Origin of the sequence: Streptomyces sp. PR69 (assembly GCF_026420845.1) — a bacterium.
Lineage (GTDB): Bacteria > Actinomycetota > Actinomycetes > Streptomycetales > Streptomycetaceae > Streptomyces.
Genome location: NZ_JAOWCB010000005.1, coordinates 244,511 through 267,909, shown reverse-complemented (window position 1 = coordinate 267,909; position 23,399 = coordinate 244,511). Strand labels below are relative to the sequence as shown.

Annotated in this window: 24 protein-coding genes; 10 read left to right on the top strand and 14 right to left on the bottom strand. The window is 71.4% G+C overall.

Annotated elements, in window-relative coordinates; translation table 11 throughout:
- Nucleotides 1–139: 139 nt before the first annotated feature.
- The 7 genes from OF819_RS07330 to OF819_RS07300 all read left to right on the top strand — a co-directional run bounded on the left by OF819_RS07330 (nucleotide 140) and on the right by OF819_RS07300 (nucleotide 7,617).
- Nucleotides 140–631 (top strand): hypothetical protein, encoded by a 492-nt coding sequence (locus OF819_RS07330; protein ID WP_267242544.1) that lies wholly within the window; start codon nucleotides 140–142, stop codon nucleotides 629–631.
- Nucleotides 628–2,247, top strand: coding sequence for a multicopper oxidase family protein (locus OF819_RS07325; RefSeq protein WP_267242543.1), 1,620 nt, complete (start codon nucleotides 628–630; stop codon nucleotides 2,245–2,247). The genes OF819_RS07330 and OF819_RS07325 overlap by 4 nt, the downstream gene beginning before the upstream one ends.
- A gap of 136 nt (nucleotides 2,248–2,383) precedes the next feature.
- On the top strand, nucleotides 2,384–3,571 hold the full coding sequence (locus tag OF819_RS07320; RefSeq protein ID WP_267242542.1) for a nucleotide disphospho-sugar-binding domain-containing protein: 1,188 nt from the start codon (nucleotides 2,384–2,386) through the stop codon (nucleotides 3,569–3,571).
- The gene (asnB, locus tag OF819_RS07315) at nucleotides 3,559–5,406 is read left to right on the top strand and encodes an asparagine synthase (glutamine-hydrolyzing) (protein ID WP_267242541.1); all 1,848 of its coding nucleotides are present in this window, start codon (nucleotides 3,559–3,561) and stop codon (nucleotides 5,404–5,406) included. The genes OF819_RS07320 and asnB overlap by 13 nt, the downstream gene beginning before the upstream one ends.
- Nucleotides 5,407–5,449: 43 nt before the next feature.
- Nucleotides 5,450–6,118 (top strand): TenA family protein, encoded by a 669-nt coding sequence (locus OF819_RS07310; protein ID WP_267242540.1) that lies wholly within the window; start codon nucleotides 5,450–5,452, stop codon nucleotides 6,116–6,118.
- 46 nt (nucleotides 6,119–6,164) lie between these two features.
- Nucleotides 6,165–7,367 (top strand): cytochrome P450, encoded by a 1,203-nt coding sequence (locus OF819_RS07305; protein ID WP_267242539.1) that lies wholly within the window; start codon nucleotides 6,165–6,167, stop codon nucleotides 7,365–7,367.
- A 13-nt stretch (nucleotides 7,368–7,380) separates the two neighbouring features.
- Entirely contained in the window at nucleotides 7,381–7,617 is a 237-nt protein-coding gene (locus OF819_RS07300; protein WP_267242538.1) for a ferredoxin, read from the top strand.
- A 134-nt stretch (nucleotides 7,618–7,751) separates the two neighbouring features.
- On the opposite strand, the gene OF819_RS07295 is transcribed toward OF819_RS07300, so the two are convergent.
- The 3 genes from OF819_RS07295 to OF819_RS07285 form a co-directional block, all read right to left on the bottom strand.
- On the bottom strand, nucleotides 7,752–7,913 hold the full coding sequence (locus OF819_RS07295) for a TetR-like C-terminal domain-containing protein (protein ID WP_267242537.1): 162 nt from the start codon (nucleotides 7,911–7,913) through the stop codon (nucleotides 7,752–7,754).
- Nucleotides 7,914–8,024: 111 nt separating this feature from the next.
- On the bottom strand, nucleotides 8,025–9,353 hold the full coding sequence (locus tag OF819_RS07290) for a cation:proton antiporter (protein ID WP_267242536.1): 1,329 nt from the start codon (nucleotides 9,351–9,353) through the stop codon (nucleotides 8,025–8,027).
- Between the two features lie 94 nt (nucleotides 9,354–9,447).
- Nucleotides 9,448–9,972, bottom strand: a complete 525-nt coding sequence (locus OF819_RS07285; protein WP_267242535.1) for a hypothetical protein — start codon at nucleotides 9,970–9,972, stop codon at nucleotides 9,448–9,450.
- Between the two features lie 115 nt (nucleotides 9,973–10,087).
- On the opposite strand from OF819_RS07285, the gene OF819_RS07280 reads away from it, so the two are divergent.
- Nucleotides 10,088–10,549 (top strand): MarR family winged helix-turn-helix transcriptional regulator, encoded by a 462-nt coding sequence (locus OF819_RS07280; RefSeq protein ID WP_267242534.1) that lies wholly within the window; start codon nucleotides 10,088–10,090, stop codon nucleotides 10,547–10,549.
- Between the two features lie 10 nt (nucleotides 10,550–10,559).
- Here OF819_RS07280 and OF819_RS07275 read toward each other — a convergent pair whose 3' ends face one another.
- Nucleotides 10,560–11,591 (bottom strand): methyltransferase, encoded by a 1,032-nt coding sequence (locus OF819_RS07275; RefSeq protein WP_267242533.1) that lies wholly within the window; start codon nucleotides 11,589–11,591, stop codon nucleotides 10,560–10,562.
- A gap of 13 nt (nucleotides 11,592–11,604) precedes the next feature.
- On the bottom strand, nucleotides 11,605–13,227 hold the full coding sequence (locus tag OF819_RS07270; protein ID WP_267242532.1) for an FAD-dependent monooxygenase: 1,623 nt from the start codon (nucleotides 13,225–13,227) through the stop codon (nucleotides 11,605–11,607).
- Nucleotides 13,228–13,532: 305 nt separating this feature from the next.
- Between OF819_RS07270 and OF819_RS07265 the strand changes: the two genes are divergently transcribed.
- Together OF819_RS07265 and OF819_RS07260 are read left to right on the top strand one after the other, a co-directional pair.
- Complete coding sequence (locus tag OF819_RS07265; RefSeq protein WP_267242531.1) at nucleotides 13,533–14,552, top strand: methyltransferase; 1,020 nt, start codon at nucleotides 13,533–13,535, stop codon at nucleotides 14,550–14,552.
- Nucleotides 14,553–14,593: 41 nt separating this feature from the next.
- Nucleotides 14,594–16,186: an FAD-dependent monooxygenase gene (locus tag OF819_RS07260; protein WP_267242530.1), complete on the top strand. Its 1,593-nt coding sequence runs from the start codon at nucleotides 14,594–14,596 to the stop codon at nucleotides 16,184–16,186.
- 63 nt (nucleotides 16,187–16,249) lie between these two features.
- Here the strand turns inward: OF819_RS07260 and OF819_RS07255 are convergent, their stop codons facing one another.
- The 9 genes from OF819_RS07255 to OF819_RS07215 all read right to left on the bottom strand — a co-directional run bounded on the left by OF819_RS07255 (nucleotide 16,250) and on the right by OF819_RS07215 (nucleotide 23,371).
- Nucleotides 16,250–16,381, bottom strand: coding sequence for a DUF6893 family small protein (locus tag OF819_RS07255; RefSeq protein ID WP_267242529.1), 132 nt, complete (start codon nucleotides 16,379–16,381; stop codon nucleotides 16,250–16,252).
- A complete protein-coding gene (locus tag OF819_RS07250) occupies nucleotides 16,378–17,181 on the bottom strand; it encodes a hydrogenase maturation protease (protein ID WP_323748902.1) in 804 nt (267 codons plus the stop codon). The genes OF819_RS07255 and OF819_RS07250 overlap by 4 nt, the downstream gene beginning before the upstream one ends.
- Nucleotides 17,178–18,248: a hypothetical protein gene (locus tag OF819_RS07245; RefSeq protein WP_267242528.1), complete on the bottom strand. Its 1,071-nt coding sequence runs from the start codon at nucleotides 18,246–18,248 to the stop codon at nucleotides 17,178–17,180. The genes OF819_RS07250 and OF819_RS07245 overlap by 4 nt, the downstream gene beginning before the upstream one ends.
- Complete coding sequence (locus tag OF819_RS07240) at nucleotides 18,245–18,961, bottom strand: DUF6084 family protein (RefSeq protein ID WP_267242527.1); 717 nt, start codon at nucleotides 18,959–18,961, stop codon at nucleotides 18,245–18,247. The genes OF819_RS07245 and OF819_RS07240 overlap by 4 nt, the downstream gene beginning before the upstream one ends.
- Entirely contained in the window at nucleotides 18,958–19,164 is a 207-nt protein-coding gene (locus OF819_RS07235) for a hypothetical protein (protein ID WP_267242526.1), read from the bottom strand. Before OF819_RS07235 ends, OF819_RS07240 begins: the two co-directional genes overlap by 4 nt.
- Nucleotides 19,149–19,856 (bottom strand): DUF5947 family protein, encoded by a 708-nt coding sequence (locus OF819_RS07230; RefSeq protein ID WP_267242525.1) that lies wholly within the window; start codon nucleotides 19,854–19,856, stop codon nucleotides 19,149–19,151. Before OF819_RS07230 ends, OF819_RS07235 begins: the two co-directional genes overlap by 16 nt.
- Complete coding sequence (locus OF819_RS07225) at nucleotides 19,853–20,416, bottom strand: NifU family protein (protein ID WP_267242524.1); 564 nt, start codon at nucleotides 20,414–20,416, stop codon at nucleotides 19,853–19,855. Before OF819_RS07225 ends, OF819_RS07230 begins: the two co-directional genes overlap by 4 nt.
- A gap of 11 nt (nucleotides 20,417–20,427) precedes the next feature.
- Nucleotides 20,428–22,215, bottom strand: a complete 1,788-nt coding sequence (locus OF819_RS07220; RefSeq protein WP_267242523.1) for a nickel-dependent hydrogenase large subunit — start codon at nucleotides 22,213–22,215, stop codon at nucleotides 20,428–20,430.
- 88 nt (nucleotides 22,216–22,303) lie between these two features.
- Complete coding sequence (locus tag OF819_RS07215) at nucleotides 22,304–23,371, bottom strand: hydrogenase expression protein HypE (protein WP_267242522.1); 1,068 nt, start codon at nucleotides 23,369–23,371, stop codon at nucleotides 22,304–22,306.
- Between the last annotated feature and the right edge of the window lie 28 nt (nucleotides 23,372–23,399).

Sequence of the window (23,399 nt, the reverse complement as noted above, 5' to 3'; positions counted from 1 at the left end):
AGCCTCCATGGCGTAGGGATGCGCTACCAACGTCTCCGCCGCCGCTCGATGCCGGATCGAGGAACGGTTCCGTCGCTCAAGTTCTGCTCGAGTCGCCGGTGTCAGGGTCATGGGGGTCGACGATTGGGAGAGGTTCCTCATGAGCCACACACCGGATGTCCGCTCGGCGGACTCCCCGGCCGCCGCCTCGTCAGGGCGGGCGGCCCCCTTGTCTCCGCAGCCCGGCGCGGACGCCGGGCGTCCCGCGGTGCGCAGGGTCCGGCGCTGGCCGCTGATCGCGGTGCGCGCTCTGGCCATCGCGTTTCTGCTGCTGACGCTGGTGCAGGCGGTACTGGCCGGGATGTTCATCACGGGTGATGTGGATCTGCTGGCGCTGCACGAGGTCAATGCGCACACGATCGCCTTTCTGAGCTGGCTGATGGTCGTCTCCGCGGTGCTGCTGTGGCGGCCGGGGCGGGGGCCCTGGTGGCCGATGCCCGTCACCGTGCTGATCGCCTTTCTGGTGCAGACGCAGAGCGGCTTCGGGTACTCCCGCTCCCTGGCTCTGCACATCCCGCTGGGCGTGGCCCTGGTCGCGGGTGCGACCGCGCTGGTGTTCTGGTCGTTCATCGCCCGCGGCGGCCGCCGATGAGCGCCGGGAAGCCGATGCACCGCCGGCGGTTTCTGGGGCTCGCGGGCGCGGTCTCGCTCGGCGGGGCCGCCGCCGCGGCCGGGATCGCCGGCTGCGGCAGCCTGCACCGCGAGGTCTCCGGCGAGCTGCTGACCAGCGCGGCGAGGCTGCCGCGGCCGTACGGGACGCCGCTGCCGGTCCCGCGTACGGCCGTGCCCGTGCGGGCGGCGGGCGGCGTCGACCGCTATGAGCTGGTGCAGCGCGCCGCCGAGGTGGAGATCCTGCCGGGGCTGAAGACTGAGGTGTGGGGATACGACGGAACGTTTCCCGGTACGACGATCACGGCCCGTTCCGGCCGTCAGATCGTGGTGAACGTCCGCAACGAGCTGCCGGCGCCCACCTCGACGCATCTGCACGGCGGCATCCAGGCCCCGGCGTCGGACGGCTATCCGACGGATCTGGTGGTGCCCAAGGGGTACCGCCATCACCCCGGCGGACCGGGGAACGGCGGCGGCCATGGGAGCGGTCACGGAGGCGTGATGCATGTCGCCCCGGACGACTGGACGGTGACGCAGCTCGCCAAGGACTATGTGTATCCGCTCGACCAGCCCGCCGCCACGCTCTGGTACCACGACCACCGGATGGACTTCAGCGCACCGCAGGTGTGGCGGGGCCTCGCCGGGATGTTCCTCGTCCATGACGACGAGGAGGAGGCGCTGGGCCTGCCGTCCGGCGAGCGTGACATCCCGCTGATGATCTGCGACCGGGCGTTCGACGAGGACGGGGCGCTGCGCTATCCGTCGCTCGACCCCTCGCTCACCGGGGAGCCGGGTGTCGAAGCCGCCTATATGGAGGGGGTGATGGGCGATGTGGTGCTGGTCAACGGCGCGCCCTGGCCGGAGCTTGAGGTCGCGGCGGCCCGCTACCGCTTCCGGCTGCTGAACGCCTCCAACGCCCGCCGCTACCGGCTCGCGCTGGAGCCCGGGCCGCGCGAGGGGGCGTCCTTCACCCAGGTGGGCAGCGACGCCGGGCTGCTGGCCGCGCCCCGCTCGCATGACGAGCTGCCGATCTCACCGGCCGAACGCTATGACGTGGTGATCGATTTCTCGCGCTATCCGGTCGGCACGACGGTCGCACTGGTCAACCGGATCGGTGAAGGCTCCACGCGCCGGGTGATGCGGTTCCGGGTGGCCCGTGCGGCGAAGGACGACAGCCGGGTGCCGGCGAAGCTCGCCGATGTGGAGCCGCTGGCCGCCTCGGCCGCCGTCGCCGAGCGGCAGTTCGACTTCCGGCAGACGCAGGTGGACGGGGCGAAGGTGTGGACGGTGAACAAGAAGCCGTTCCGCTCCGATGAGTTCTTGGCGCGGCCGCGTCTGGGGACGGTGGAGCGCTGGCGGTTCACCAGCGACTTCCACCACCCCGTGCATCTGCATCTGGCCCACTTCCAGGTGGTGGCGCGCAGCGGGGGCGAGGTGCTGCCCACGGACGGGGGCTGGAAGGACACCGTGGACGTGCGGCCGTACGAGGTGGTGGATGTGCTGGCCAGGTTCTCCGGGCATCGCGGCCGCTATATGTTCCACTGCCACAACCTGGAGCACGAGGACATGGCCATGATGGCGAACTTCCAGGTGATATGAGCCTCTGGAGCAGTTCTTGATGTGCTCCGCCGCCGTCGGTCCGGCCGGTTTCCAGCCATCCGCGACCGGACCGATAGGCGGCTGCGCCACCGTCTCAGCGGCACTCACACGTGCACCGAGAGGGGTTGGGGCGAGCATGCGCGTACTGTTCACGACCTGGGCCTGGCCGTCGCATCTGTATGCGATGGTGCCGCTGGCGTGGGCTTTTAGGGCCGCGGGCCATGACGTGCTGGTCGCCAGCCAGCCGGAGCTCGCCGGGCTGACCGCGAGCACCGGACTGCCCGGCGCGTCGGTCGGCGCGGACGTCGACGCCGTGGGCCTGGTGCGCGGCTATGTGCTGCCGAGCGAGAACGGGCCGGCGGACGGCGCTGGTCAGACGCCGCGCAGCGGCAAGGGGCCACGGGCGATGCAGATGTTCTACGCCCACGCCGACTCGATGACGGACGATCTGGTGCGGCTGGCGCGGGACTGGCGCGCCGACGCCGTCGTCTTTGAACCGACCGCGCTGGCCGGTCCGATCGCGGCCGCGGCCGCGGGCGTTCCGGCGGTGCGGCTGCTGTACGGCGCCGACCTGATGGGGCGCGCCCGCGGGCTGCTGCCGCAGGTGCTGGCCCCGCTGGCGGAGCGGAACGGCGTGGGCGCGTTCGACCCGTTCGGCGCGCTGACCGTCGACCCCTGCCCGGACGGCTTCCAGGTGCCGGTGGACCATCCGCGGCTCGCGATGCGGTACGTCCCCTTCAACGGCCCCGGCGGGCCGCCTCATCCCCCGCTCGGCCCGCCGGGGCCCGGTGTGCAGCGCGTGGTCGTGACCTGGGGTCACACCATGGCGCGGCTGTCGCCGGAGCGGTTCCTGGCCGGGCAGGTCGCCCGTGCGATCGCCCGGCCGGGTCTGGAGGTCGTCCTCGCCGTGACCGCGGGGCAGCGCGCGCTGCTGGGCGAGCTGCCCGGCGAGTCCGCGGGGCTGGTGCGGGTCGTCGAGGACACTCCGCTGCATCTGCTGGTCGACGACGCCTCCCTGGTGGTGGCGCACGGCGGCGCGGGCACCGTGCTGACCGCGCTGCGGGCCGGGGCGCCGCTGCTGCTCGTGCCGCAGCTGCCGGACCATCTCGGCCACTCGGGCCGGGTGGTGGCCATTGGCGCGGGCGAGGTCCTCACCCGCGACGAGGCCACGGGCGAACGGCTGCGCGCCGAGACGGAGAAGCTGCTGGCCGGGGACGCCTGCCGGGCGGCCGCGGTGAAGCTGCGGGAACAGATGCTGAGCCTGCCCGCCCCGGCCGGGCTGGTCGCCGAGATCGAGGCGAGGGTGGTCGCATGTGCGGCATAGCGGGGTGGGTCGACTTCGAGCGGGGTCTGGCCGAGGAGGCGTCCACCGTACGGGCCATGGCGGCGACGCTCGCCAACCGCGGCCCTGACGACGAGGCCGTCTGGGCCGATGACCGGGCGGTCCTGGGGCACCGCAGGCTGGCCGTGATCGATGTGGCGGGCAGTCCGCAGCCGATGGTCGCCGAGGAGGGCGGCCGGACCCTCGCCGTCCTGGTCCACAACGGCGAGATCTACAACTTCCGCCAGGTGCGGGCCGAGCTGGCGGGCCGCGGCCACCGCTTCCGCACCGCCGGGGACACCGAGGTGGTGCTGCGCGCCTATCTGGAGTGGGGCGAGCGGTGCGCCGAGCACCTGGACGGCATGTTCGCGTGCGCCGTGTGGGATCCGCGCGCCGGGAAGCTGGTGATGTTCCGGGACCGGCTGGGCATCAAGCCGCTGTACTACGCGCGCGCGGGGCGGGGGATCGTCTTCGGCTCAGAGCCCAAGGCGCTGCTGGCGCATCCGTCGGTGGAGTGCGTCGTGGACGCGGAGGGCATGGCGGAGCTGCTGGCGTATATCGCCACCCCCGGCCATGCGGTGTACCGGGGGATGCGGGAGGTCCCGGCAGGCCATGTGGCCGTCGTGCGCAATGGGTCGTCCGTGGTCGAGTCCCGCTACTGGCAGCTGCCGAACCGGCCGCACGAGGACGGTCTGGCAACCACCGTGGACACGGTGCGCGGGCTGCTCAAGGAGTCCGTCGCCGGGCATCTGGTCTCCGACGTGCCGCTGTGCACCCTGCTGTCGGGCGGGGTCGACTCCAGCGCCATCGCCGCGTTCGCCGCCCTGTCGGCGAAGGAGCGGCCGAAGACCTTCGCCGTCGACTTCGAGGGGCACACGGAGCGCTTCCGCAAGGACTTCTGGCACGAGGACCCGGACGCTCCCTATGCCGCGGAGGTCGCCCGGCATGTGGGCGCGGACCATGAACCGGTGGTGCTGCGCACCGCGGACCTCGCCGATCCGGTCGTGGACGCGGCCGCGCTGCGCGCCCAGGATCTGCCGCGGCCCATCCCCGACATGGACCGCTCGCTGTATCTGCTGCTGCGGGCGGTGCGGCAGCGCTCGACCGTGGCCCTGATGGGCGAGGTCGCGGATGAACTCTTCGGCGGCTACCAGTCGTTCCGCGACCCGACGCTGGTCGACACGGCGAACTTCCCGTGGGTGACGATGGGTCTGCGGGTCGCCCCGCACGGCATGAGCACCGGACTGCTGGACCCCGGCTTTCTGAAGAAGATCGACGTACCCGGCTATTCGGCGCAGCGGTACGCGGAGACCGTCGCCGAGGTCCCTCGGGTGGCGGGCGAGTCGGACCAGGAGCACACCATGCGGGTCGTGGGCCACGCCCATCTGTCGCGCTGGCTGCCGCTGCTGCTGTCGCGCGACGACCGGCTGTCGATGGCGGTGGGCCTGGAGCTTCGGGTGCCGTACTGCGACCACCGGCTGGTGGAGTACGTCTACAACATCCCGTGGGGCATGAAGACGGCGGACGGCCGGGAGAAGAGCGTGCTGCGCTCCGCGGTGGCCGATCTGCTGCCGGCGTCGGTCACCCAGCGCCGCAAGAGCCCCTTCCCCATCACCCAGGACCCGCGCTACGGCGAGGTGCTGCGCGCCCGCTTCAACGCGGTGGTCGCCGATGCGTCGAGCCCGGTGCGCCCGCTGCTGGACGGTCCGGCGTGCGCGGAGCTGGCGGCCGAGGACCGGCCGATCGCCGTGGACGGCTGGGGTGAGCGGAGGAATGTGGAGATGGTGCTGCAACTGGACGCCTGGCTGCGCCACTACCGCGTGCGCCTGGACCTCTGAGACCCCGTAAGACCCCTGAGAGACTTCTGAGAAGGGACATTCCATGCTGCAGGAGGAGCTCAAGGAGCTCGCGGCGCCGGCCCTGGAGAAGGTGAAGGCGCATCCTTTCTGGAGCGGGCTGCGGGACGGCTCGCTGCCGCCTGAGTCGCTGGCGCACTTCGTACGGCAGGACACGGCGTATCTGCTGCCGTTCTACGCCCGGGCGCTGGCCCGTACGGCGGCGGCGTCACGCACCGACGACCAGGTGGCGCTGCTGGGCCGGTCCATCACCGGAACGCTGGAGGCGCGGGACCGGCTGCGCGAGGCGTACGGGGAGCTGTGCGGGGAGCTGGACGCGCCGGAGCTTGGCCCGGACGGCATGCCCGACCCGGCGACGCATGCGCACTGCGCCTTCTTCCAGGCGGCGAGCGCCCGGTCCTTCGCGGCCGGCTTCGGGGCGCTGCTGCCGATGGTCTGGTTCAACTACCAGGTGTCCAACGATCTGCTGGAGCGGCACACGCCCGGTTCGCGCTATGCGCGCTGGATCGAGGTGTACCACCCGGGCGAGGGCTACGGCTATGCCGTGAAGGCCTTCATGGGCGCCGCCGACCGGCTCGGCAAGGAGCTCGGCGACGCGGAGCGCGCCGAGCTCGTCAAGCACTTCAGCGTCAGCACACGGTACGAGTGGGCCTTTGCCGAGGCGGCGTGGTCCCGGCCGGGCTGGCCCTTCTGACAACACAAGAACTCTCTTCGCACACCTTTGACCGGAAGGGACTGCTGTGAGCACCCAGACCCCGCCCAGGTATCCGTTCGCGTGGACCCCGCCCATGCAGGTCCCCGAGGCACTCCGCCATGTGCACGACTCGTCCGCGATGGAGGTGACGCTGCCGAGCGGGGACGTCGCACTGCTGGTGACCCGCTACAAGGACGTGCGGGCGCTCTTCGCCGACAAGCGGCTCTCCCGCAATATCGCCCGCCCCGACTGCGCGCGGATCTCCAAGGACAACGACCTGTTCATGGACCCGAACATCGACCCGGACCCGCCGGAGCACACCCGGGTGCGCTCCCTGGTCACCAAGGCGTTCACGGCGCGCCGGATCGAGGCGCTGCGCCCCTACGTCCAGCAGGTCGCCGACGAACTGCTGGACGAGATGGCGGCGGGCCCGCAGCCGGCCGAGCTGAACGAGGCGTTCGCGTTCCCGCTGCCCATCAAGGTCATCTGCAAGCTGCTGGGCGTGCCGGCGGAGGACCGGGACCAGTTCCGCGCCTATGTCGACGGCTTCCTGTCGGTGACGAAGCTGCCTCCGGAGAAGGTCGGCGAGTGCCGGCAGAACCTGTGGAAGTACCTGGGCGACCTGATCGAGTCCAAGCGGGAGAACCCGGGCGACGACCTGGTCAGCGAGCTGATCCGGGTGCGGGACGACGAGGACGACAGCCGGCTGAACGAGCACGAGCTGCACTTCTGGACACAGGGCCTGCTGATCGCCGGCTATGTCACCACCGCCAGCCAGATCGGCACGGGCACCGCGGTGCTGCTGCACCGCCGGGACCTGGTGCGTGAGATCCAGGCGGACTTCTCGCTGGTGCCGTCCGCGGTGGAGGAGCTGCTGCGCACCCAGATCATGGGCTCGTCGGTGGGCACCATGCGGTACGCGATCGACGACATCCCGCTCTCCGACGGCTCCGTCATCAAGAAGGGCACCAGCGTCCTGCTCTCCGAAGAGGGCGCGAACATGGACCCCGAGGTCTTCGAGTGCCCCTTCGAACTGGACATCCGCCGCAAGGAGAACCACCACATGACCTTCGGCGCGGGCCTGCACTACTGCGTGGGCGCGGCCCTGGCCCGGATGGAGCTGCAGGTCGCCACCGAGTCCCTGCTGCGCCGCTTCCCCAACATCCGCCTCGCCGCCAAGGCGGAGGAGCTGCCGCGCGCTCTGGGCGGCTTCATGGAGGGCTTCACCGAGATCCCCGTCGAGTGGTGAGGAGGGTGACGCCATGCGAGTGACGGCCAACTCCGAGACCTGCGCGGTCAGCAGCCTGTGCGTCTACCGGGTGCCGGGGGTCTTCGACCAGGACGAGGACGGCCTGGTCCGCATCCTCGACGAGCGCCCGGCGGCCGAACTCCACGAGGAGATCCGCCGCGCGGCCCGCGGCTGCCCGACGAAGTCGATCCGCATCCACGAGGACGAGGATGCTCCGGCCGCTCCGGCGGCCCCGGCGGCCCCGGCGTGAGCCTTTCCGCACGAGGCGGCGCCCCGGCGTGAGCGTCCCGGAGGAGGCGGCGCCCCGACGATCCTTGTCGGGGCGTCGCCTCCTTTCGCTGTGGGCGGCTGACGCTGCTCCCCCCGCGCCGCCCGGCCGGCTGCTCAAGGCCCGGCATCTCCAGCGCCGAGCAGGATCATGCAGCAGCGGCGGGCGGCCGCGACCACGATGTCGGCGGTCGGGGCATGGCCCGGCGAGTTGTCGCCGTAGGTGAGCCGGAACTCCGCGGGCCGCGTGCGGGCCCAGTCCCGGAAAGTCTCCGCCACCGCGAGCAGCCGCGCCGCGACGGCCGCCTCGGGAAGCGCGTCGCGGGCCGCCTCCTGCTGGTCCGCCAGCCGGTTGCAGGTGTCGGCGGCGAGCGCGGCGATCAGATCACGCTACTTGACTCCCGGCTGGAGAACGTCCGCGTCGCCGCGCGGAGGGACCGCCGTCCCGAGTGCGCCCGCCGCCGCGTCGATCGGCGCGTCCGGCGTCCGGTCCGCATAGGCGCCCAGGGCCTGGGAGCCGCCCGCGCGACGGCGGAGGAGGTGGAGGAGGGGGCCTGTCATCGCTGTGGTGATCAGGGCCATGACGACCATCAGGGCGTACAGATCGGGGGTGAGGACGCCGAGTTGGAGGCCGATGGCAAGGATCACGATCTCGGTCAGGCCGCGGGTGTTCATCAGGGTGGCGAGGACCGTGCTCTGCAGGGGCGGGACGCCGTTGAGGCGGGATGCGGCATAGGCGCCGAGGAACTTGCCGGAGATGGCGGCCAGCAGGATGAGGGCCAGTTCGCCGAGCGAGCGGAGGCCGGTGCGGGAGAGGTCGACCTGAAGGCCCGCGACCACGAAGAAGGCCGGCAGCAGGAGCAGCCGGCTGAGGTACTCGAAGCGGTCGACGACCTGGGCCCGGAGGCGCTCGGAGGTGGTGCGGGGCATCACCACGCCGAAGAGGAACGCGCCGAAGACGAAGTGGACGCCGAGCCATTCGGTGGCCCAGCACGACAGCATCAGCCCGCCGAGGACGACGATCAGCTGGTCCGCGGTGATCTGGCCGCGGCCGCGGCGCTCGTCGAAGAGGCGGCGCAGACCCGGCCGTACCAGCAGGAACATCACCGCGAGATAGACGGGGGCGAGGAGCGTGGTCCACTGGGCGCCGCCGCCCGATACGGTGATGACGGCCGCGAGCAGCGACCAGGCCACAATGTCGTCGATGGCCGCGCTGGCCAGCGCGATGCCTCCGACGCGGGTTCTGCCCAGGCCGCTGTCCGCCAGGATGCGGGCGAGCACGGGGAACGCCGTCACGGACATGGCCGCGCCGAGGAAGAGAAGGAAGCCGGTGCGGTTGTCGGTCGGGTGGGAGCGGCTCAGATAGAGGGCCAGCAGGACGCCGAGGCCGAACGGCAGCAGCACCGAGCAGAGCGAGACGCTCGCCGCGATGCGCTCCTTGCCGCGCAGCAGGGCGAGGTCGAGTTCGTAGCCGATGACGAACATGAACAGCGCGAGACCCAGATGGGCCAGCGCGGTCAGCAGCGGGCGGATGTCGGCGGGGAAGAGGAAGTCGGCGACGGCCCCGCCGAAGAGGGTGGGGCCCACCAGCAGGCCGGCGAGGATCTCCCCCACCACGGGAGGCTGGCCGATCCGGCGCGCGCCCGCGCCGAGGACGCGGCTGAGGACCAGAATGGCGGCGAGTCCGATGAACAGCGACTCGATCTGATGTGCCGTCATACGCCTGCCCCCTTCAGCCCGCGCAGGCCGCCGGAGGACCCGGCGGCCGCTGGCACGAAGCTAAGGGGGCCTGCTCAAAGACGTGTTGAGGGCTTCAGTCGGCATCCCTCGGGGTTCCCTCGCGGACGCTCTCGGGAGCGTGCACGGTCGGCAGGGTGCCGCCTCGGTGCGCGGTGCGGCAGTCCTCGACGAACTCGCGGGAGAACATGGCCGTCAGCGTCGCCATGCCGCCGCGCACGATGCGGACCTCGCTCCGCTTGAGAACCCCGGTCAGCTTCAGCCGCCGGCCGCCTGAGGCGGAGTGCCGCTGGGCGTCCTTGACCTCGCTGCGGCCCTCGTACGCCAGCTCCCGCTCGTCGACCACCGTGCCGTCGGGGACGAGGAGCTTGAGGAGGGAGCGCTCGCCTGTGATCCGCACCTCAAGATCGCCCTCGGGGATCTGCGCGGACCTCAGGTCCAGCTGGACGGAGCCGCGGCGCGCGGTCACGTCGATCGTGCGGGCGCCGGTCCAGTGGCCCAGCCGCTTGACGCTGGTGTAGTACGCCTCGACCCGCTCGGTCTGCTCCGCGGCCTTCTCGGCAGTCTCCTGCGCGGCCTTGGTGAATGTCTGGGTGTTCATCGCAGTGTTCCTTCCGGGAACCCGGGCAACGACCCGATCTTGACTTCTCTTGGGATTCGACTAGCTTGAGCATCAAGCTATCCGATACATTTATCTTGAAGGTCGAGTTACTTGGATGTCAAGCGATAACCGGAAGAATCTTCAGCGGGAGCTCGCCGCCGAGATCCGCGCGCTCCAGACCGCCGTCGACTCCTTCGACTACGCGGCCGCGCAGCGCCTCGGCGTCAACCGCACCGACCTGCACTGTCTGGACGTCCTCATGCAGCGCGAAAGCGCCGCACCCAGCGAACTGGGTGCGGCGCTGAATCTCACCACGGGCAGTGTCACGGCCCTGCTCGACCGGCTGGACCGGCTGGGGTACATCACCCGCTCCCCCGACCCCGCCGACCGCCGCCGGTCGGTCGTACGGCCCACCGACAAGGCGCTCAAGGCCGCCGAGGAGATCTTCGGGCCGCTCGCGCAGGACGGCTTCCGGCAGGTCGCCCGCTACAGCGTCGAGGAGCTCACCCTGCTCCTGGACTTCTTCCGCGCCAGCAGAGAACTCCAGGAGCAGCACACCGAACGCATCCGGCGGTGAGCGACCGGGCCTACTCCTTGCGGGCGATCACCAGAGTGACGTCATGGCCGAGCGAGGTGCGGGTGACATCGGCATAGCCGGCCTCCCGCATCCACTCCGCGCACTGCTCGAAGCGGTAACCCTTGCCGTGCGGCGTCATCAGCTGCAGATTCAGGCTGCGGATCAGGTTGCGCAGATAGCTCTCGTCGTCCTCGACGATCACCGGGTCCCAGACCAGGAACGCCCCGCCGGGACGCACCGCCGCGAATGTGTTCTTCACCAGCTGCAGGCGCTGCTCGTCGTTCCAGTCCACCAGCGCATGACCGATCATCAGCACATCGGCCTGCGGCAGCGGATCGGCGAAGAAGTCACCGCCGTGGTAGCGGACCCGGCCCGTCATGCCGATCGAGGCCATATGGGCGGTGAAGTCCCCTTCCAGCTGTGGCAGGTCAAAGACGCGCGCGTCGAGATGCGGATGCGCCTTCACCAGGCCCGCGAGCACATTGCCCCGGCAGCCGCCGAGCTCCAGCACCGAGCTGCGCTTCGCCCAGTCGAACGACTCCGTGAGCGCCGGGATGAGCGGCCGGCTGGCGTCCTCCGCCATGCCGACCAGCCCGTCCTTCTTCTCGTCGCTCTCATACAGCTCGCCGAACATGTCCTCGCCGGTGTACGTGGCCGCCTGCGGGGCGCCGGTGCGCAGCGCCTCGCCGAGCCTGTCCCACGCCGGGTACATCACCTGGCCGGCGACCTTGAGAAAGCCGCCCAGATAGGCGTCGTCACCGGGCGTCAGGAACCGCTGCGCCACCCGCGAGTTGGCGTAGACGCCGCTCGCCGAGCACTCCAGGAACCCGAGTTCGGCGAGCGCGGCCAGGAAGTGGTCCGTGCCGCGGGTGTGCAGACCGAGCCGCCGCCTGATCCCGGCCTCGGTGTCGGGCTGCTCGGCCAGCGCCGAGAACAGCCCGATCTCGATGCCGGTCAGGACCAGCCGCGCCGGCTGGAAGGCCATCGCCTGGGCCAGCACCGCGCCCGGGTGGACGGCCTCTTCGGATGCGTGCGCCGTCATCGTCCGCGCCCCCTCACGGCGCCGGCACGGCGGCGGTCTCGGCCCCCGACGCACGGGCGATCACATCCGCCAGCACGCCGTGCGGGTCGTCGCTCGCCTCCGCGGACCGCCAGGACACAAACGCGTCGGGCCGCACCAGCACCGCACCGCCGCTGCCGACGCCGTACACGTCGGCCCAGTCCCGGTCGGCCGGCTGAAGCTCCTGCCCCGCCCCGATGACATGCGTACGCAGCGGGATGCCCAGCTTCTCCGCGACCGGCACGGCCGCCTTGGCCCACTCCCCGCCCTCCGGGCCGGTCAGCAGCACGAACGAGTCCCAGAACAGATCGATCGCAGAGATCGTCTCGTCGCCCCTCCTGAGCCAGACGTGCGGAGCGCGGGTGCCGGGCTCGCCGGTCAGCTCCAGGTCCGGGGTGAGCACCTTCGCCCCCTCCGCGCCGATGATTGACGTCGAGCGGTAGCGGTAGCCGAGTGTGATGATGACGTCGTCAACGAAGTCCGCGCGGTCCTGTTCGGTGGCGTAGCCGTGACGGATGCGGTTGCGCACCAGCGCCTGCTCCGACATGGCGGCGCCCAGCGGACGCCGCTCCGCGTCATAGGTGTCCAGCAGCACGTCCGTGCCCCAGCCGTGCTGCACCGCGGCCAGCTTCCAGGACAGGTTGTGCGCGTCATGGATGCCGGTGTTCGCGCCGAAGCCGCCGGCCGGCGGGTGGACGTGCGCCGCGTCGCCCGCCAGGAACACCCGGCCCGCGCGGAATGTCTCGGACACCAGCTGGGCGCCCTGCCACGGCACCTTCGCCATGATCTCGACGTCGATGTCCTTGCCGGCCGCACGGCGCACGATCTCCACGCACCGCTCGTCCGTGTAGTCCTCGGGCTTCTCGCCCTTCTCCGGGTAGTAGATCGGCGCGGCAAGCCACGGGTCGCAGCCATGCAGCCGCGACAGCCCCATCAGGGTGCCGCCCGCGGAGGCGTAGCAGAGGATGAACTTGGTGTCCTTGAGGAGCGTCTCAAGCTCCGGCGCGCGGAAGTAGATCGAGAGCGCGTTGAACACCGTGCCGCGGCCGACCCGCTGGACGCCGAGCGCCTCGCGGATACGGCTGCCCGCGCCGTCCGCGCCCACCAGGTAGTCGGCCCGGATGGTCAGGCGCTTTCCGGTCTTGCCGTCCTCGGCGACGGCCGTGACGCCGTCCGCGTCCTGCTCGAACGAGATCAGCTTGGTGTTGAAGCGGACGTCGGCGCCGAACTCCCTGGCCTTGGCGACCAGCACCTTCTCGTACCGGTCCTGGCCGCAGCCCATCACCCGCTCCGGGCTGACGGTCTCGCCGTCCAGGGACGGGGCCTCCAGCAGCTCGGCGTTGTCGATGTCCGAGAACGTCTCGACCTTGATGATGCCGCCCTCGAAGTAGGCGTGGGAGTCGCCCATCTCAAGCGCGCGGATGTCCTTGCCGAGCCCCGCCGCCCGGAACAGCTCCATCGTGCGGGCCTGCAGGCCCGGGGCGCGGGGGAGCATGGAGGTGCTGTCCCTCTTCTCCAGGAGCATCGTGCGCACGCCTCGCCGGCCGCTGAACAGCGCAGTGGACAGGCCGACGGGACCACCACCGACGATCAGCACCGGGATCTTCACGTCATACATGCATATCCCCTCTGGGCAAGCTGGGCTTCCGCCGGGAACTCGGTCCGCGGCACCCCTGATGGGTAGCCCCGGCGACTTGAAAGCGGCTACAGGTGCGGAAAACCCAGCCCGTTGGGGGCGCCTCCTGGGGGCACCTCCAGACGGAGTCTGGGGGAGGTAGCTGGGGGAGAAGTCCGGGGGAGTTTGAGGACACAGCAGAAGGCGCAGTCACCAGTGCCTCTCTAGGCGACCTCAACCCGCGCCGTGGATTCTCCCGCCAGCGGCCTGGCACCAGGCCATGCGCCGTGTCGGAAGGAGTCCTGCGCATGACGCACACCAGCCCGGATGTCAGCACGCCGGCCGGAATCATCCGGCTGAGCAACGCGTTCTGCGACGCCAAGGCGCTGCTCACGGCAGTGGAACTGGATCTGTTCACCACCCTGCACAAGACGGGCCCCGCCACCCAGGAGGAGATCCGCAGCGAGCTGAAACTGCACGGGCGCGGCCTGAGCGACTGGCTCAATCTGCTGGCGGCGCTCGGTCTGCTGGAGCGCGCGGACGGCGGGCGGTTCCGCAACGCCCCGGGCGCGGACACCTATCTGGTGCGCGGCGAGCGCACCTGGGTCGGCGGGTTCCTGGAGCGCTCCAACCGCAATCTGTACCCGGCGTGGGGGCGGCTCAGCGAGGCGCTGCGCACCGGCGAGCAGCAGTCGGGGTCGCACTTCGACGAGGTCGTCAAGAACCCGCACATCCTGAAGCAGTTCGTCCATATGATGGACGCGCTGACGCATGTCGTCGGCCCGGAGCTCGTCGGCAAGTTCGACTGGTCGAAGTCGAAGTCCGTGCTGGACGTCGGCGGCGCCCGCGGCAATCTCTGCTCGATCATCGTCAAGAACCAGCCGCATCTGGAGGGGCATGTCTTCGACCTGCCGCCCATGGAGCCGCTGTTCGACGAGCATGTGGAGAGCTACGGGCTGACCGGAAAGGTCCACTTCCACGGCGGCAGCTTCTTCACCCAGCCGCTGCCGGTGAAGGCGGACGTGGTGACGATGGGCCATGTGCTGCACGACTGGGACCGCGAGCAGCGCGGCGAGCTGGTCGCCAAGGCGTTTGACGCGGTCAACCCCGGCGGCGCGCTGATCGTCTACGACCGGATGCTGGACGACGAGCCGGACCATGTGGAGAACCTGGTCATCAGTCTCGACATGCTGCTGGTCACCGACGGCGGCTCCGAGTACCCGACCTCCGAACTGCTGGAGCACGCCAGGAAGGCCGGCTTCGCCTCCACCGAGGTCGCCCCGCTCAGCGACTACGACACGGTCGTCATCTGCCGCAAGGCCGCCTGACCCCGCCTCCCCGGACGATTATCGAGGAAAGGATTCCGTTTATGGGCACGACCGATCAGGAGGTTCCGGTCCTCGTCGTCGGAGGGGCGGTGACCGGGCTGTCGACGGCGGTGTTCCTCGGCTGGCACGGGGTGCGCTCACTGGTGGTGGAGCGCCATCCGGACACCCTGAGCCATCCCCGTTCGCGCGGCGTCAACCCGCGTACGGTCGAGCTGTACCGCCAGGTGGGCCTGGAGGACCGGGTGTGGTCCGAGGCGTCGCTCGCCACGGACTTCAGCAAACTGCTGATGATCCGCGCCGAGACCCTGGCGGGTCCGGAGATCTTCAGCGGTCCGACCGACCAGCCCGACCCCAGCGGGTCGGTGAGCCCGTGTGAGTGGGCCCCGATCGACCAGGACCGGCTGGAGCATCTGCTGCGCGAGCGGGCCGGGGAGCTGGGCGCCGAGCTGGCGTTCTCCACCGAGCTGGTCTCGTTCGAGCAGGACGACCGCGGGGTCGTCGCGGTGCTCAGGGACACCGTCACCGGCGCGGAGCGCACCGTGCGCGCCAAGTACCTGGTGGCGGCGGACGGCAGCCGCAGCCCGATCCGCTCCACGCTGGGCATCGAGGCGGACGGTCCCGGCGAGTTCGCGACGACCGTGTCCGTGCTGTTCGAGGCCGATCTGTCGAAGGCGGCCAGGGGCCGGCCGGTCGGGGTCTGCTATCTCGACAAGCCCGCCCCGTCCACGATCCTGTTCGCGCACGACGGACAGCGGCGGTGGATCTTCGCCACGGGCATGCCGCCGGGCGAGTCGCTCGACGACATGACCGAGGAGAAGGCGGTCGCTCTGGTGCGGGCCGCGATCGGCGACCCCGAGCTGGAGGTCGGGATCATTCCGCAGCTGCCGGCCGGCGGTGCGCAGTGGCTGAGCTTCGTCATCGGCGCGCAGGTGGCCCGCGAGTACCGCAGGGGACGGGTGTTCCTGGTCGGCGACGCGGCCCATCTGGTGCCGCCGACCGGCGGGTTCGGCGCAAGCCTGGGCATCCAGGACGCCTCGAACCTGGCGTGGAAGCTGGCCGCGGTCCTGGACGGCGAGGCCGGCGAGGAGCTGCTCGACACCTACCAGGCCGAGCGGCACCCGGTCGCCTGGATGACGCTGCAGCAGGCGCTGGGCATGATGCAGGAGCGCACCGGCGACGACGCGGACGGCCAGGACGCGGCGGAGGCGTACGGGACGACGGTCTTCGGCTACCGCTACAGCGAGGGCCCGCCGGTCGCCCCGCAGCACCTGAGCGGCGAGCCGGGCACCCGCGCCCCGCATGTGGAGCTGGAGCACTCCGGCAGGACGGTCTCCACGCTCGACCTGTACGGGCGCGCCCCCGTCGTGGTCACCCCCGAGGGGGGCCGGGCGTGGGCGGAGGCGGCGGCGGCCGTCGCCAAGGACCTGGGGGTCACGCTGCGCGCCTGCCGCATCGGCGGCGCGGACGCCGAGTACACGGGCGACGCCTTCGCCAAGGCGTACGGCCTTGAGTCCGACGGCGCGGCGCTCGTCCGCCCGGACGGCTTCGTCGCCTGGCGTTCCACGGGCGCGTCCGCCGACCCGAAGGCGGACCTCACGGCGGCGGTGAAAACCCTGCTGTCCCGTACGGGCTGACAGCGCGTCATGGTACGGGCGTGGGCCCGGGCGTCCCCTGCGGGCGTCCGGGCCCCTGCTGCGTCACATCGTCTCCATCTTGTAGTAGCGCCATGCCTCGGGCAGTTCCGCGAGGACGACGGCGGTCACCGCGACGGCCAGGACGCCGACGGCGAGGCGGACGACTGATGCGGGGATGAAGATGCCGTTCTTCATGGGGCTGCTGCCTTTCCTGCGCCGGTGAGGGACGAATGTGCAAGGAGTTCGGTGACGAGGGACTCGACCAGCGGCACGGCGCGTGACACGGCCTGGCGCACGGGGGCGCTGAGGCCGACGACGACATCGGGTTCCTCACCCGTCATGCGGACCTCGGGTTCGCAGCCGAGGACCAGGGCGCGGGGCAGCGTGCCGTCGCCCAGCCGCCGCGCCAGGGCGAGCACCCGGACCGGGTCCATGGCGTGGGCCTCGGGCATGGCGGTCTCCGGCCCGGGCCCGGGCTCGATGACGCTGAGCGTGCCGGGCCGCTCACCGTGCGGGGCCGCGTCCACGAGCAGCGCGGCCGCGTAACCGTCGAGCAGCGAAAAGGCCAGGTCCATGCCCCGGATGCCGAAGTCCACGAGGTGCACGCCGGGCGGCGCGGGCCGCTCCCTGAGCGCGGCGATCACCTCGGGGCCGAAGCCGTCGTCGGCGAGGAACATATTGCCGATGCCCGCGACCAGCACCCGAGGGGCCGGTGCACCGGCGCCGGGTCCCAGCGGCTCCACCTCCTCCGGTGTGAAGAAGAAGCGGTGGCCGATCTTGCGGCTTGCGCCCAGATCGCGCCCGGGGTCGTCCCGGACGAGGACGGCCAGATGGAGCTGTCCCTCGAAGTCCTCCTCGATCGCGTCGACTTCGGCTTCCCGGCCGGTCAGCGCCAGATCGAGGATGTCGGCCCTCCGGGACGGCCGCAGCCGTACCCGGCTGCCGCGGCCGACGGGAACGCCGTCCACGAGCACCGTCCGCGGCGCGCCGGTCACCCGTCCTCCCGTACGGGCGCGGCCGCGGGGCGGAACTCCCGGATCGCGCCGTGCAGATGGGCCATCTCGTCCAGTCCGAGTCCGGCGCAGCGGTCGAGGATCTCACGCGCCCGGGGGTCGCAGGCCCGGGCCTCCGCCTGCTCCTCCTCGGTCATGCTCAGCACGCTGAGGACGAGGAGCTGGTCGATCTCCGTGCCGTCGAAGAGGTCGCCCGGGCTCTCCGGGGCCACGGCCGGGAAATCGTACAGCGTGAGAGGCGAGGCGAGCACGGTGTGCGCCCGCCGGCCGTCCGGCCCGTCCTGCTCGCCCGCGAGGACCGGCCAGACGCCGTCGTTGGCGCAGGCCGCGGCGGCGCGGCGCAGCTGATAAGGAGGATCGAGGAGGGAGATGAACCGGGCCTGGTCGCTGTGCAGGATGAGATGGGTGGAGGCGAAGGCGTACGCCGCGGCCTCCTCGCGGGCGCGGCGGTCGCCCGGCCGGGGAGGCGGGCAGTCCGAGGTGTTCGCCACCCGGACGGTCAGCCGGTCCACACCGGGGGCGACGGGCTCGCTCGCGGCCGTCAGCGTACCGCTCAGCCGCCGCCAGCCGCGGATGACGCTGCCGGCGCGGCGTCCGTCCGCTTCGGCGAGCGGCTCGGCGGCGGAGCCCTCGGGGATGTCGACGGCGCTCGCGCAGGGGCCGGAGCCGGGCACGGCGAGCGTGAGCAGGACCTCCCGTTCGGTCGCCTCCTGCCAGGTCACATGGCGCTCTCCGGCGACGGTGAGCGCATCCGTGCGCTCCGGCCCCTCGGGGCCGTCCCGCCATACCGTGCGGTCCACGACCTGGAGAAACCTCAGGCGTACGGTCACCTCGTACGGGCCGATGCCGTGTTCCAGCAGCAGCTGCGCGGTCGCGGTGTGCCGTTCGCCGAGCGCCTCGGCGCAGCCGCCGCCCGGGAAGACCCCGCCGAACGTCCAGCGTTTGGCGTTCTTCAGCGCGGACCTGCGGTAGGGCCACAGCAGATAGCCCTCGTACAGACAGGTGCGGGCGATGGCGTCGACGCCGGTCTGCGCTGCGGTGTCCTTCATGGTGCTCCCGATCGGTCGAGCAGGGCGCGCACCGCGTCGTCGGTGCTGCCCAGTGCGTGGTGTGCGCGGTAGGCGTCCAGCCGGTCACAGGTCTCCCGGCGCAGCCGCAGCCAGGGGTCCGCGCCGTGGTAGCGCTCCATGAGCCGGGGCCACAGTCCCGCGGGCAGCGGGCAGGAGGCCTCGGCGGACCAGGGGATGTGCGCGGTGCGCAGCGCGCCGGCCACCGGCGCGGGGCCGGGGGTGTGGTAGAAGACCGTGCCGTTGAAGAGAAAGCCGAGCGGCACCTCGCCGTCCCCGGCGGCGCGCAGATACTTGGTCACGGCCAGTTCCGCGTCGGCGGCGCACGGCACGAGCAGCGGCACGGAGGTCCGCTCGTCGAACGGCGGCACCTGGACCGTGGTCTGCGTCCACAGCAGCGGCCGCATGGTCCGGCCCCACTCCTCCGGCTGGCCGAACAGCTCGGTCAGCGCCCGGCAGGCGACGGGGTCGTGGGCGCGGCGGGTCACCTCGATGCGGACGGCGACGGTCAGCGCCACGGCCCGGACCGGCCCGCCGCCGCTGCGGGCCGTCTCCAGGGTGAAGCGGAGGGTGGGTACGGCGGCATGGCGCTCCGGCTCGACCCCGGTGACGGCGAAGGTCAGTTCGGGTGCCGCGTCGATCGCGCCGTGTCCGGCCCCGGCGGGCCCGGTCGTCTGCGGTGCGGCGGCCGTCATGCGGGCGACAGATTCGGCATGTCGGGCATGATCGGCTCATGGTGCTTGGCGTTGACGCCGGTGGAGCGGCGTGCCGTGGATGTGTCGTCGCGCCGGTGTCCCGGCTGGTGTTTGCCGAGTCCGAGGTGGTTGCCCCGGCGGACGCCGCGGACGTGTGCCGCCCGGTCGACGCGGACGTCGGGCTTTCCTACGGCGATGCCCATGACGCCTCCCTGGGTGTCGTGTGCGGGGAGCCCGCGCCGGAAGCGGGGCCTGGAAGCCCCGCGTCGCGCGCGGGGCCGGGTGTGAGTGCCTGGAAGAATCCGTCGACCTGCCGCCAGACCTCGTCTCCCCCGCCCAGTCCCTTCCAGTGTGCGCGCACCAGGGCCGCGAGGCGGTAGCAGTCGTCCAGGGGGACGAGCCAGTGCCGGGGCTCCCCGCACACCCGGTTGACCAGCAGGGCCTCCACGTCCGGGGTCATGGCGGCCAGGGCGGGGCAGGCGGCCTCGGCCCCGGCCCAGCTCTCCGGGGCGACGACGGAGCGCATCAGGCCCAGCGGGCTGGGGTAGGCGGCGCGGACCGCGTCGGAGCCCGAGGGCCGGGTGAAGAAGGCCAGCCCGACGGGGATGCCGAAACTTGCCCAGGTCGCGTCGTCAAGGACGCGGCCGTCCAGTCGGCTGCGGGTGTCCGGGATCAGCCGGTAGCGGGCTCCCTCGGCGTCCGTACGGTCGAACAGCAGTGCGCAGGCGGGGCAGCCGCAGGCGATGTCGCCGCTTCCCGTCTCCAGCAGATGACGGTGGTCCGGTGCGATCGGCTGGGCGCACAGGTCGCACACCTCGCGCGTTGTATGCCCGGCGCCGCCGGGGGCCGCCAGTCGGCGCAGCCGGGGGGCCGCAAAGGCCCTGGGCGCGGTCACCCCGCCTCCCGTGCTGCGAGGGCAGGGCCGCGGAAGAGGTCGGCGACCGGGATCACGGCCTGCGGGGCGGGGGCCCGTACGGTCTCGATCTCGACCCGTTCGATCTCCGGGGCGCACCCCAGGACCGCGTCCCGCACCGCGTCGTCGGGCGGCCCGTCCGGGGAGCAGCCGCAGCCGCCGGAAGCGCCGCCTTCGGTGAGTCCGATCCGCGCCACGGGCCCTTCGACGGCGAGGAGTTCCGCCTCGCCGCCGCCGAGCGCCGGCCGCAGTTCGGCGAGTACGGCCTCGATGCGGCTGGCGACCGGGTCGGGGTGGAGGTCGTGCACCAAAAGCAGCTGGCCGATGAGCGGGTCGCCGGCCAGCCGGCGGACCGCGTCCGGGTCCGCCTCGCCGAGCTGCGCCGCGATCCTCGCCAGGCACTCTCCGTACAGGTCCACCAGCGCCTGTACGGCCTCGCGGGCGCGGGCGGCCGCCGCATGGTCGGGGAGGGTGTCCAGGGCGGCGAGCTGCTGCTCGGTCCTGACCACGTGCCGGCGGGCTTCTTCCTCGTCCCAGGGCATGGCCGTCTCCTTCAGGAGTGTGCGCCGAACGTCGGCGAGTGGGACTGCTTCAGAGTGCGGCCGCCGCCGAGGTACATATGGACGCCGCAGGGCAGACAGGGGTCAAAGCTGCGCACGGTGCGCATGATGTCGATGCCCTTGAAGCCGTCGGGGCCGTTCTCCTCGAAGATGGGGCAGCCCTGGACGGCGTCCTCGTACGGGCCGGGTGTGCCGTAGCTGTCGCGGGGGCTGGCGTTCCACGGGGTGGGCGGGTACGGGTGGTAATTGGCGATCTTCCGGTCGCGGATCACCAGATGGTGGGAGAGGACTCCGCGGACGGCCTCGTGGAAGCCGACGCCGATGCCTTCTGAGGGGACGGTGAAGTCCTGGAAGACCTTGGTGCGTCCGGCCCGCACCTCGCCGAGGGCCTTGTCCACGAAGTGCAGCGCCATCCCGGCGGCGTAGGCGACGAAGTACATGCGGGCGCGGTTGCGTTCGATGGTGTTGGGGAAGGCCGGCGGCCGCCACTCCAGCCGGACTTCCGGGCTCGACGGCGTCTTGGGCAGATCGATCTCCACGCTGTGCCCGGTGGAACGGACGTACGGCGTGCGGACCTTGCCGGCGAGGGCGGTGGCCCACAGGCGGGCAATGGGGCCGCCGCCGGTGTCCAGCGCGAGATGGTCGCCGGTGCGCCTGTCGTACCAGCGGGGGCTCATCACCCAGCTGTAGTTGCCGCCGTCGAGGTCCCGCTTCTGCGGCGCGGGCAGCGTGGTCTGGTTCCAGGGGTGGCGTCTGTCGACGGGATTGCCCAGGGGGTCGGTGTCGACGAAGGTCTCCTCGCCCTCCCAGTCCTCGTAGTACGAGCTGCCCAGCAGGATGCGCATGCCGAGGTTGATGTCGACCAGGTCGGTGGTGATGAGCTGGTTGTCGACGACGATGCCGGGGGTGACGAACATGGCGTTGCCCCAGGTGTTCATCGTCCGGTAGTCGTAGTCGACGACCTCCGGGTCCTGGAAGGCGCCCCAGCAGCCGAGCAGCGTACGGCGGCGGCCGACCTCCTCGTAGCCGGGCAGGGCCTCGTAGAAGAAGTCGAAGACGTCGTCGTTCATGGCGACCGCGCGTTTGACGAAGTCGAGGCAGCGGGTGAGCCGGACGAGGTAGTCGGTGAAGACCTGGGGGGTGGCGACGGTGCCGACGCCGCCGGGGTAGAGCGTGGAGGGGTGCACATGCCGGCCCTCCATCAGGCAGATCATCTCCCGGGTGAGCCGGCTCATTTCGAGGGCTTCTTTGTAGGTGCTCCCCTCGAAGGGGTTGTACGAGGTCATGATCTCGCCGATGGTGCGCAGGCCGTGCCGGTCGGCGCGCGGGGCGGGGGTGCGCTCGGCGCGTTCCCACACGCCGGGGTTGGTCTCCTTGACCATGCGTTCGCAGTAGTCGACGAAGACCATATTGTCCTGGAAGATCGTATGGTCGAACATATACTCGGCGGCTTCGCCGAGGTTGATGATCCAGTCGGCGAGCGGCGGGGGCTTGACGCCGTACGCCATGTTCTGGGCGTAGACGGAGCAGGTGGCGTGGTTGTCGCCGCAGATGCCGCAGATGCGGCTGGTGATGAAGTGGGCGTCGCGGGGGTCCTTGCCCTTCATAAAAACGCTGTAGCCGCGGAAGATGGACGAGGTGCTGCGGCATTCGACGACTTCCCGGCGCGGGAAGTCGATCTTCGTATAGATGCCCAGGTTGCCGACGATCCTGGTGATGGGGTCAAACGCGACATCGGTCAGTTCACGCTGCTGGGGCGGCACGAGGGTCTCGCTCGGCACGGCACGGTCCTTTCCGGGGGTGGTCGTCGGCGGGGGGCGAGCGGCGGACGGGGACGAGCGGACGGCGGGAGGCGGGCGGACGGGCGGGTCAGCGGCGGGGCCAGCGGGGGTCATAGCCCGAGGTGACCAGCTCGCGCCCGTGCCGCCACTTGGGTTCGCGGTTGGCCGCCTTGTTGGTGATCGCACGCAGGGAGCGGACGAGCGGGCCGTAGGAGGCGGAGAGGATCGCCGAGGAGAGGCTGGCGCCGGGCGCCTCGTCCATGAACGGCATGAACTTGTCGGGGAAGCCCGGCATGGTGCAGCCGATGCAGATGCCCCCGACATTGGGGCAGCCGCCGACGCCGTCCATCCAGCCGCGCTTGGTGACATTGCAGTTGACGACGGGCCCCCAGCAGCCGATCTTCACCTGGCACTTGGGGGAGTTGTAGTCCTTGGCGAAGTCGCCCTGCTCGTAGTAGGCGGCGCGGTCGCACCCCTCGTGAACGGTCTTGCCGAACAGCCACGTGGGCCGCAGCTGCTCGTCGAGCGGGAGCGGCGGGGCGAGGCCCGCGGCCTGGTAGAGCAGCCAGGTGAGCGTCTCCATGAAGTTGTCGGGCTGTACGGGACAGCCCGGCACATTCACGATCGGCATGCCCGCGGCCGAGCGGAAGTCCCAGCCGAGGTAGTCCGCGAGCCCCATCGAGCCGGTGGGGTTGCCGGCCATGGCGTGGATGCCGCCGTAGGCGGCGCAGGTGCCGACGGCGACCACGGCGAACGCATTGGGCGCCAGCCGGTCGAGCCAGGTGTTGAAGGCAATGGGCTCCCCGGTCTCCGGGTCGTTGCCCATCGCCGCCCAGTAGCCGTCGCCGTTGACCCGCTCATTGGGGACGGAGCCCTCCACGACGAGCACATACGGGCCCAGCTCGTCGCGGGCCGCCCGGTGGAAGGCCGCCATGAAGTCGTCGCCGGTCTCGTACGCCAGGACCTTGTTGTGCAGGACCACTTTCGGCAGTCCGGGGATCGCGCCGAGGACGACGTCCTCCAGGCTGGGCAGCCTGGCGGCCGTGACCGACACCGTGTCCCCGTCGCAGCTCATCCCCTCCGAGGTCCACAGGATGTGGACCTCGTCCGCGGAGGCGGCTGCCTCGGCCTCCGACTCCTCGCTTCCGGCGCTCATGGCGGTTCCCTTTCTGCCGACGGCCTCC

Excerpts from the sequence above, each read along its gene's own strand:
- OF819_RS07290 (WP_267242536.1), bottom strand. The coding sequence starts at position 9,353 with ATGACGGCACATCAGATCGAGTCGCTGTTCATCGGACTCGCCGCCATT.
- OF819_RS07280 (WP_267242534.1), top strand. The coding sequence starts at position 10,088 with ATGTCAAGCGATAACCGGAAGAATCTTCAGCGGGAGCTCGCCGCCGAG.
- OF819_RS07310 (WP_267242540.1), top strand. The coding sequence starts at position 5,450 with ATGCTGCAGGAGGAGCTCAAGGAGCTCGCGGCGCCGGCCCTGGAGAAG.
- OF819_RS07325 (WP_267242543.1), top strand. The coding sequence starts at position 628 with ATGAGCGCCGGGAAGCCGATGCACCGCCGGCGGTTTCTGGGGCTCGCG.
- OF819_RS07260 (WP_267242530.1), top strand. The coding sequence starts at position 14,594 with ATGGGCACGACCGATCAGGAGGTTCCGGTCCTCGTCGTCGGAGGGGCG.
- OF819_RS07270 (WP_267242532.1), bottom strand. The coding sequence starts at position 13,227 with ATGTATGACGTGAAGATCCCGGTGCTGATCGTCGGTGGTGGTCCCGTC.
- OF819_RS07300 (WP_267242538.1), top strand. The coding sequence starts at position 7,381 with ATGCGAGTGACGGCCAACTCCGAGACCTGCGCGGTCAGCAGCCTGTGC.
- OF819_RS07245 (WP_267242528.1), bottom strand. The coding sequence starts at position 18,248 with ATGAAGGACACCGCAGCGCAGACCGGCGTCGACGCCATCGCCCGCACC.
- OF819_RS07215 (WP_267242522.1), bottom strand. The coding sequence starts at position 23,371 with ATGAGCGCCGGAAGCGAGGAGTCGGAGGCCGAGGCAGCCGCCTCCGCG.
- OF819_RS07255 (WP_267242529.1), bottom strand. The coding sequence starts at position 16,381 with ATGAAGAACGGCATCTTCATCCCCGCATCAGTCGTCCGCCTCGCCGTC.
- asnB (WP_267242541.1), top strand. The coding sequence starts at position 3,559 with ATGTGCGGCATAGCGGGGTGGGTCGACTTCGAGCGGGGTCTGGCCGAG.
- OF819_RS07240 (WP_267242527.1), bottom strand. The coding sequence starts at position 18,961 with ATGACGGCCGCCGCACCGCAGACGACCGGGCCCGCCGGGGCCGGACAC.
- OF819_RS07320 (WP_267242542.1), top strand. The coding sequence starts at position 2,384 with ATGCGCGTACTGTTCACGACCTGGGCCTGGCCGTCGCATCTGTATGCG.
- OF819_RS07285 (WP_267242535.1), bottom strand. The coding sequence starts at position 9,972 with ATGAACACCCAGACATTCACCAAGGCCGCGCAGGAGACTGCCGAGAAG.
- OF819_RS07235 (WP_267242526.1), bottom strand. The coding sequence starts at position 19,164 with ATGGGCATCGCCGTAGGAAAGCCCGACGTCCGCGTCGACCGGGCGGCA.
- OF819_RS07275 (WP_267242533.1), bottom strand. The coding sequence starts at position 11,591 with ATGACGGCGCACGCATCCGAAGAGGCCGTCCACCCGGGCGCGGTGCTG.
- OF819_RS07265 (WP_267242531.1), top strand. The coding sequence starts at position 13,533 with ATGACGCACACCAGCCCGGATGTCAGCACGCCGGCCGGAATCATCCGG.
- OF819_RS07330 (WP_267242544.1), top strand. The coding sequence starts at position 140 with ATGAGCCACACACCGGATGTCCGCTCGGCGGACTCCCCGGCCGCCGCC.
- OF819_RS07225 (WP_267242524.1), bottom strand. The coding sequence starts at position 20,416 with ATGCCCTGGGACGAGGAAGAAGCCCGCCGGCACGTGGTCAGGACCGAG.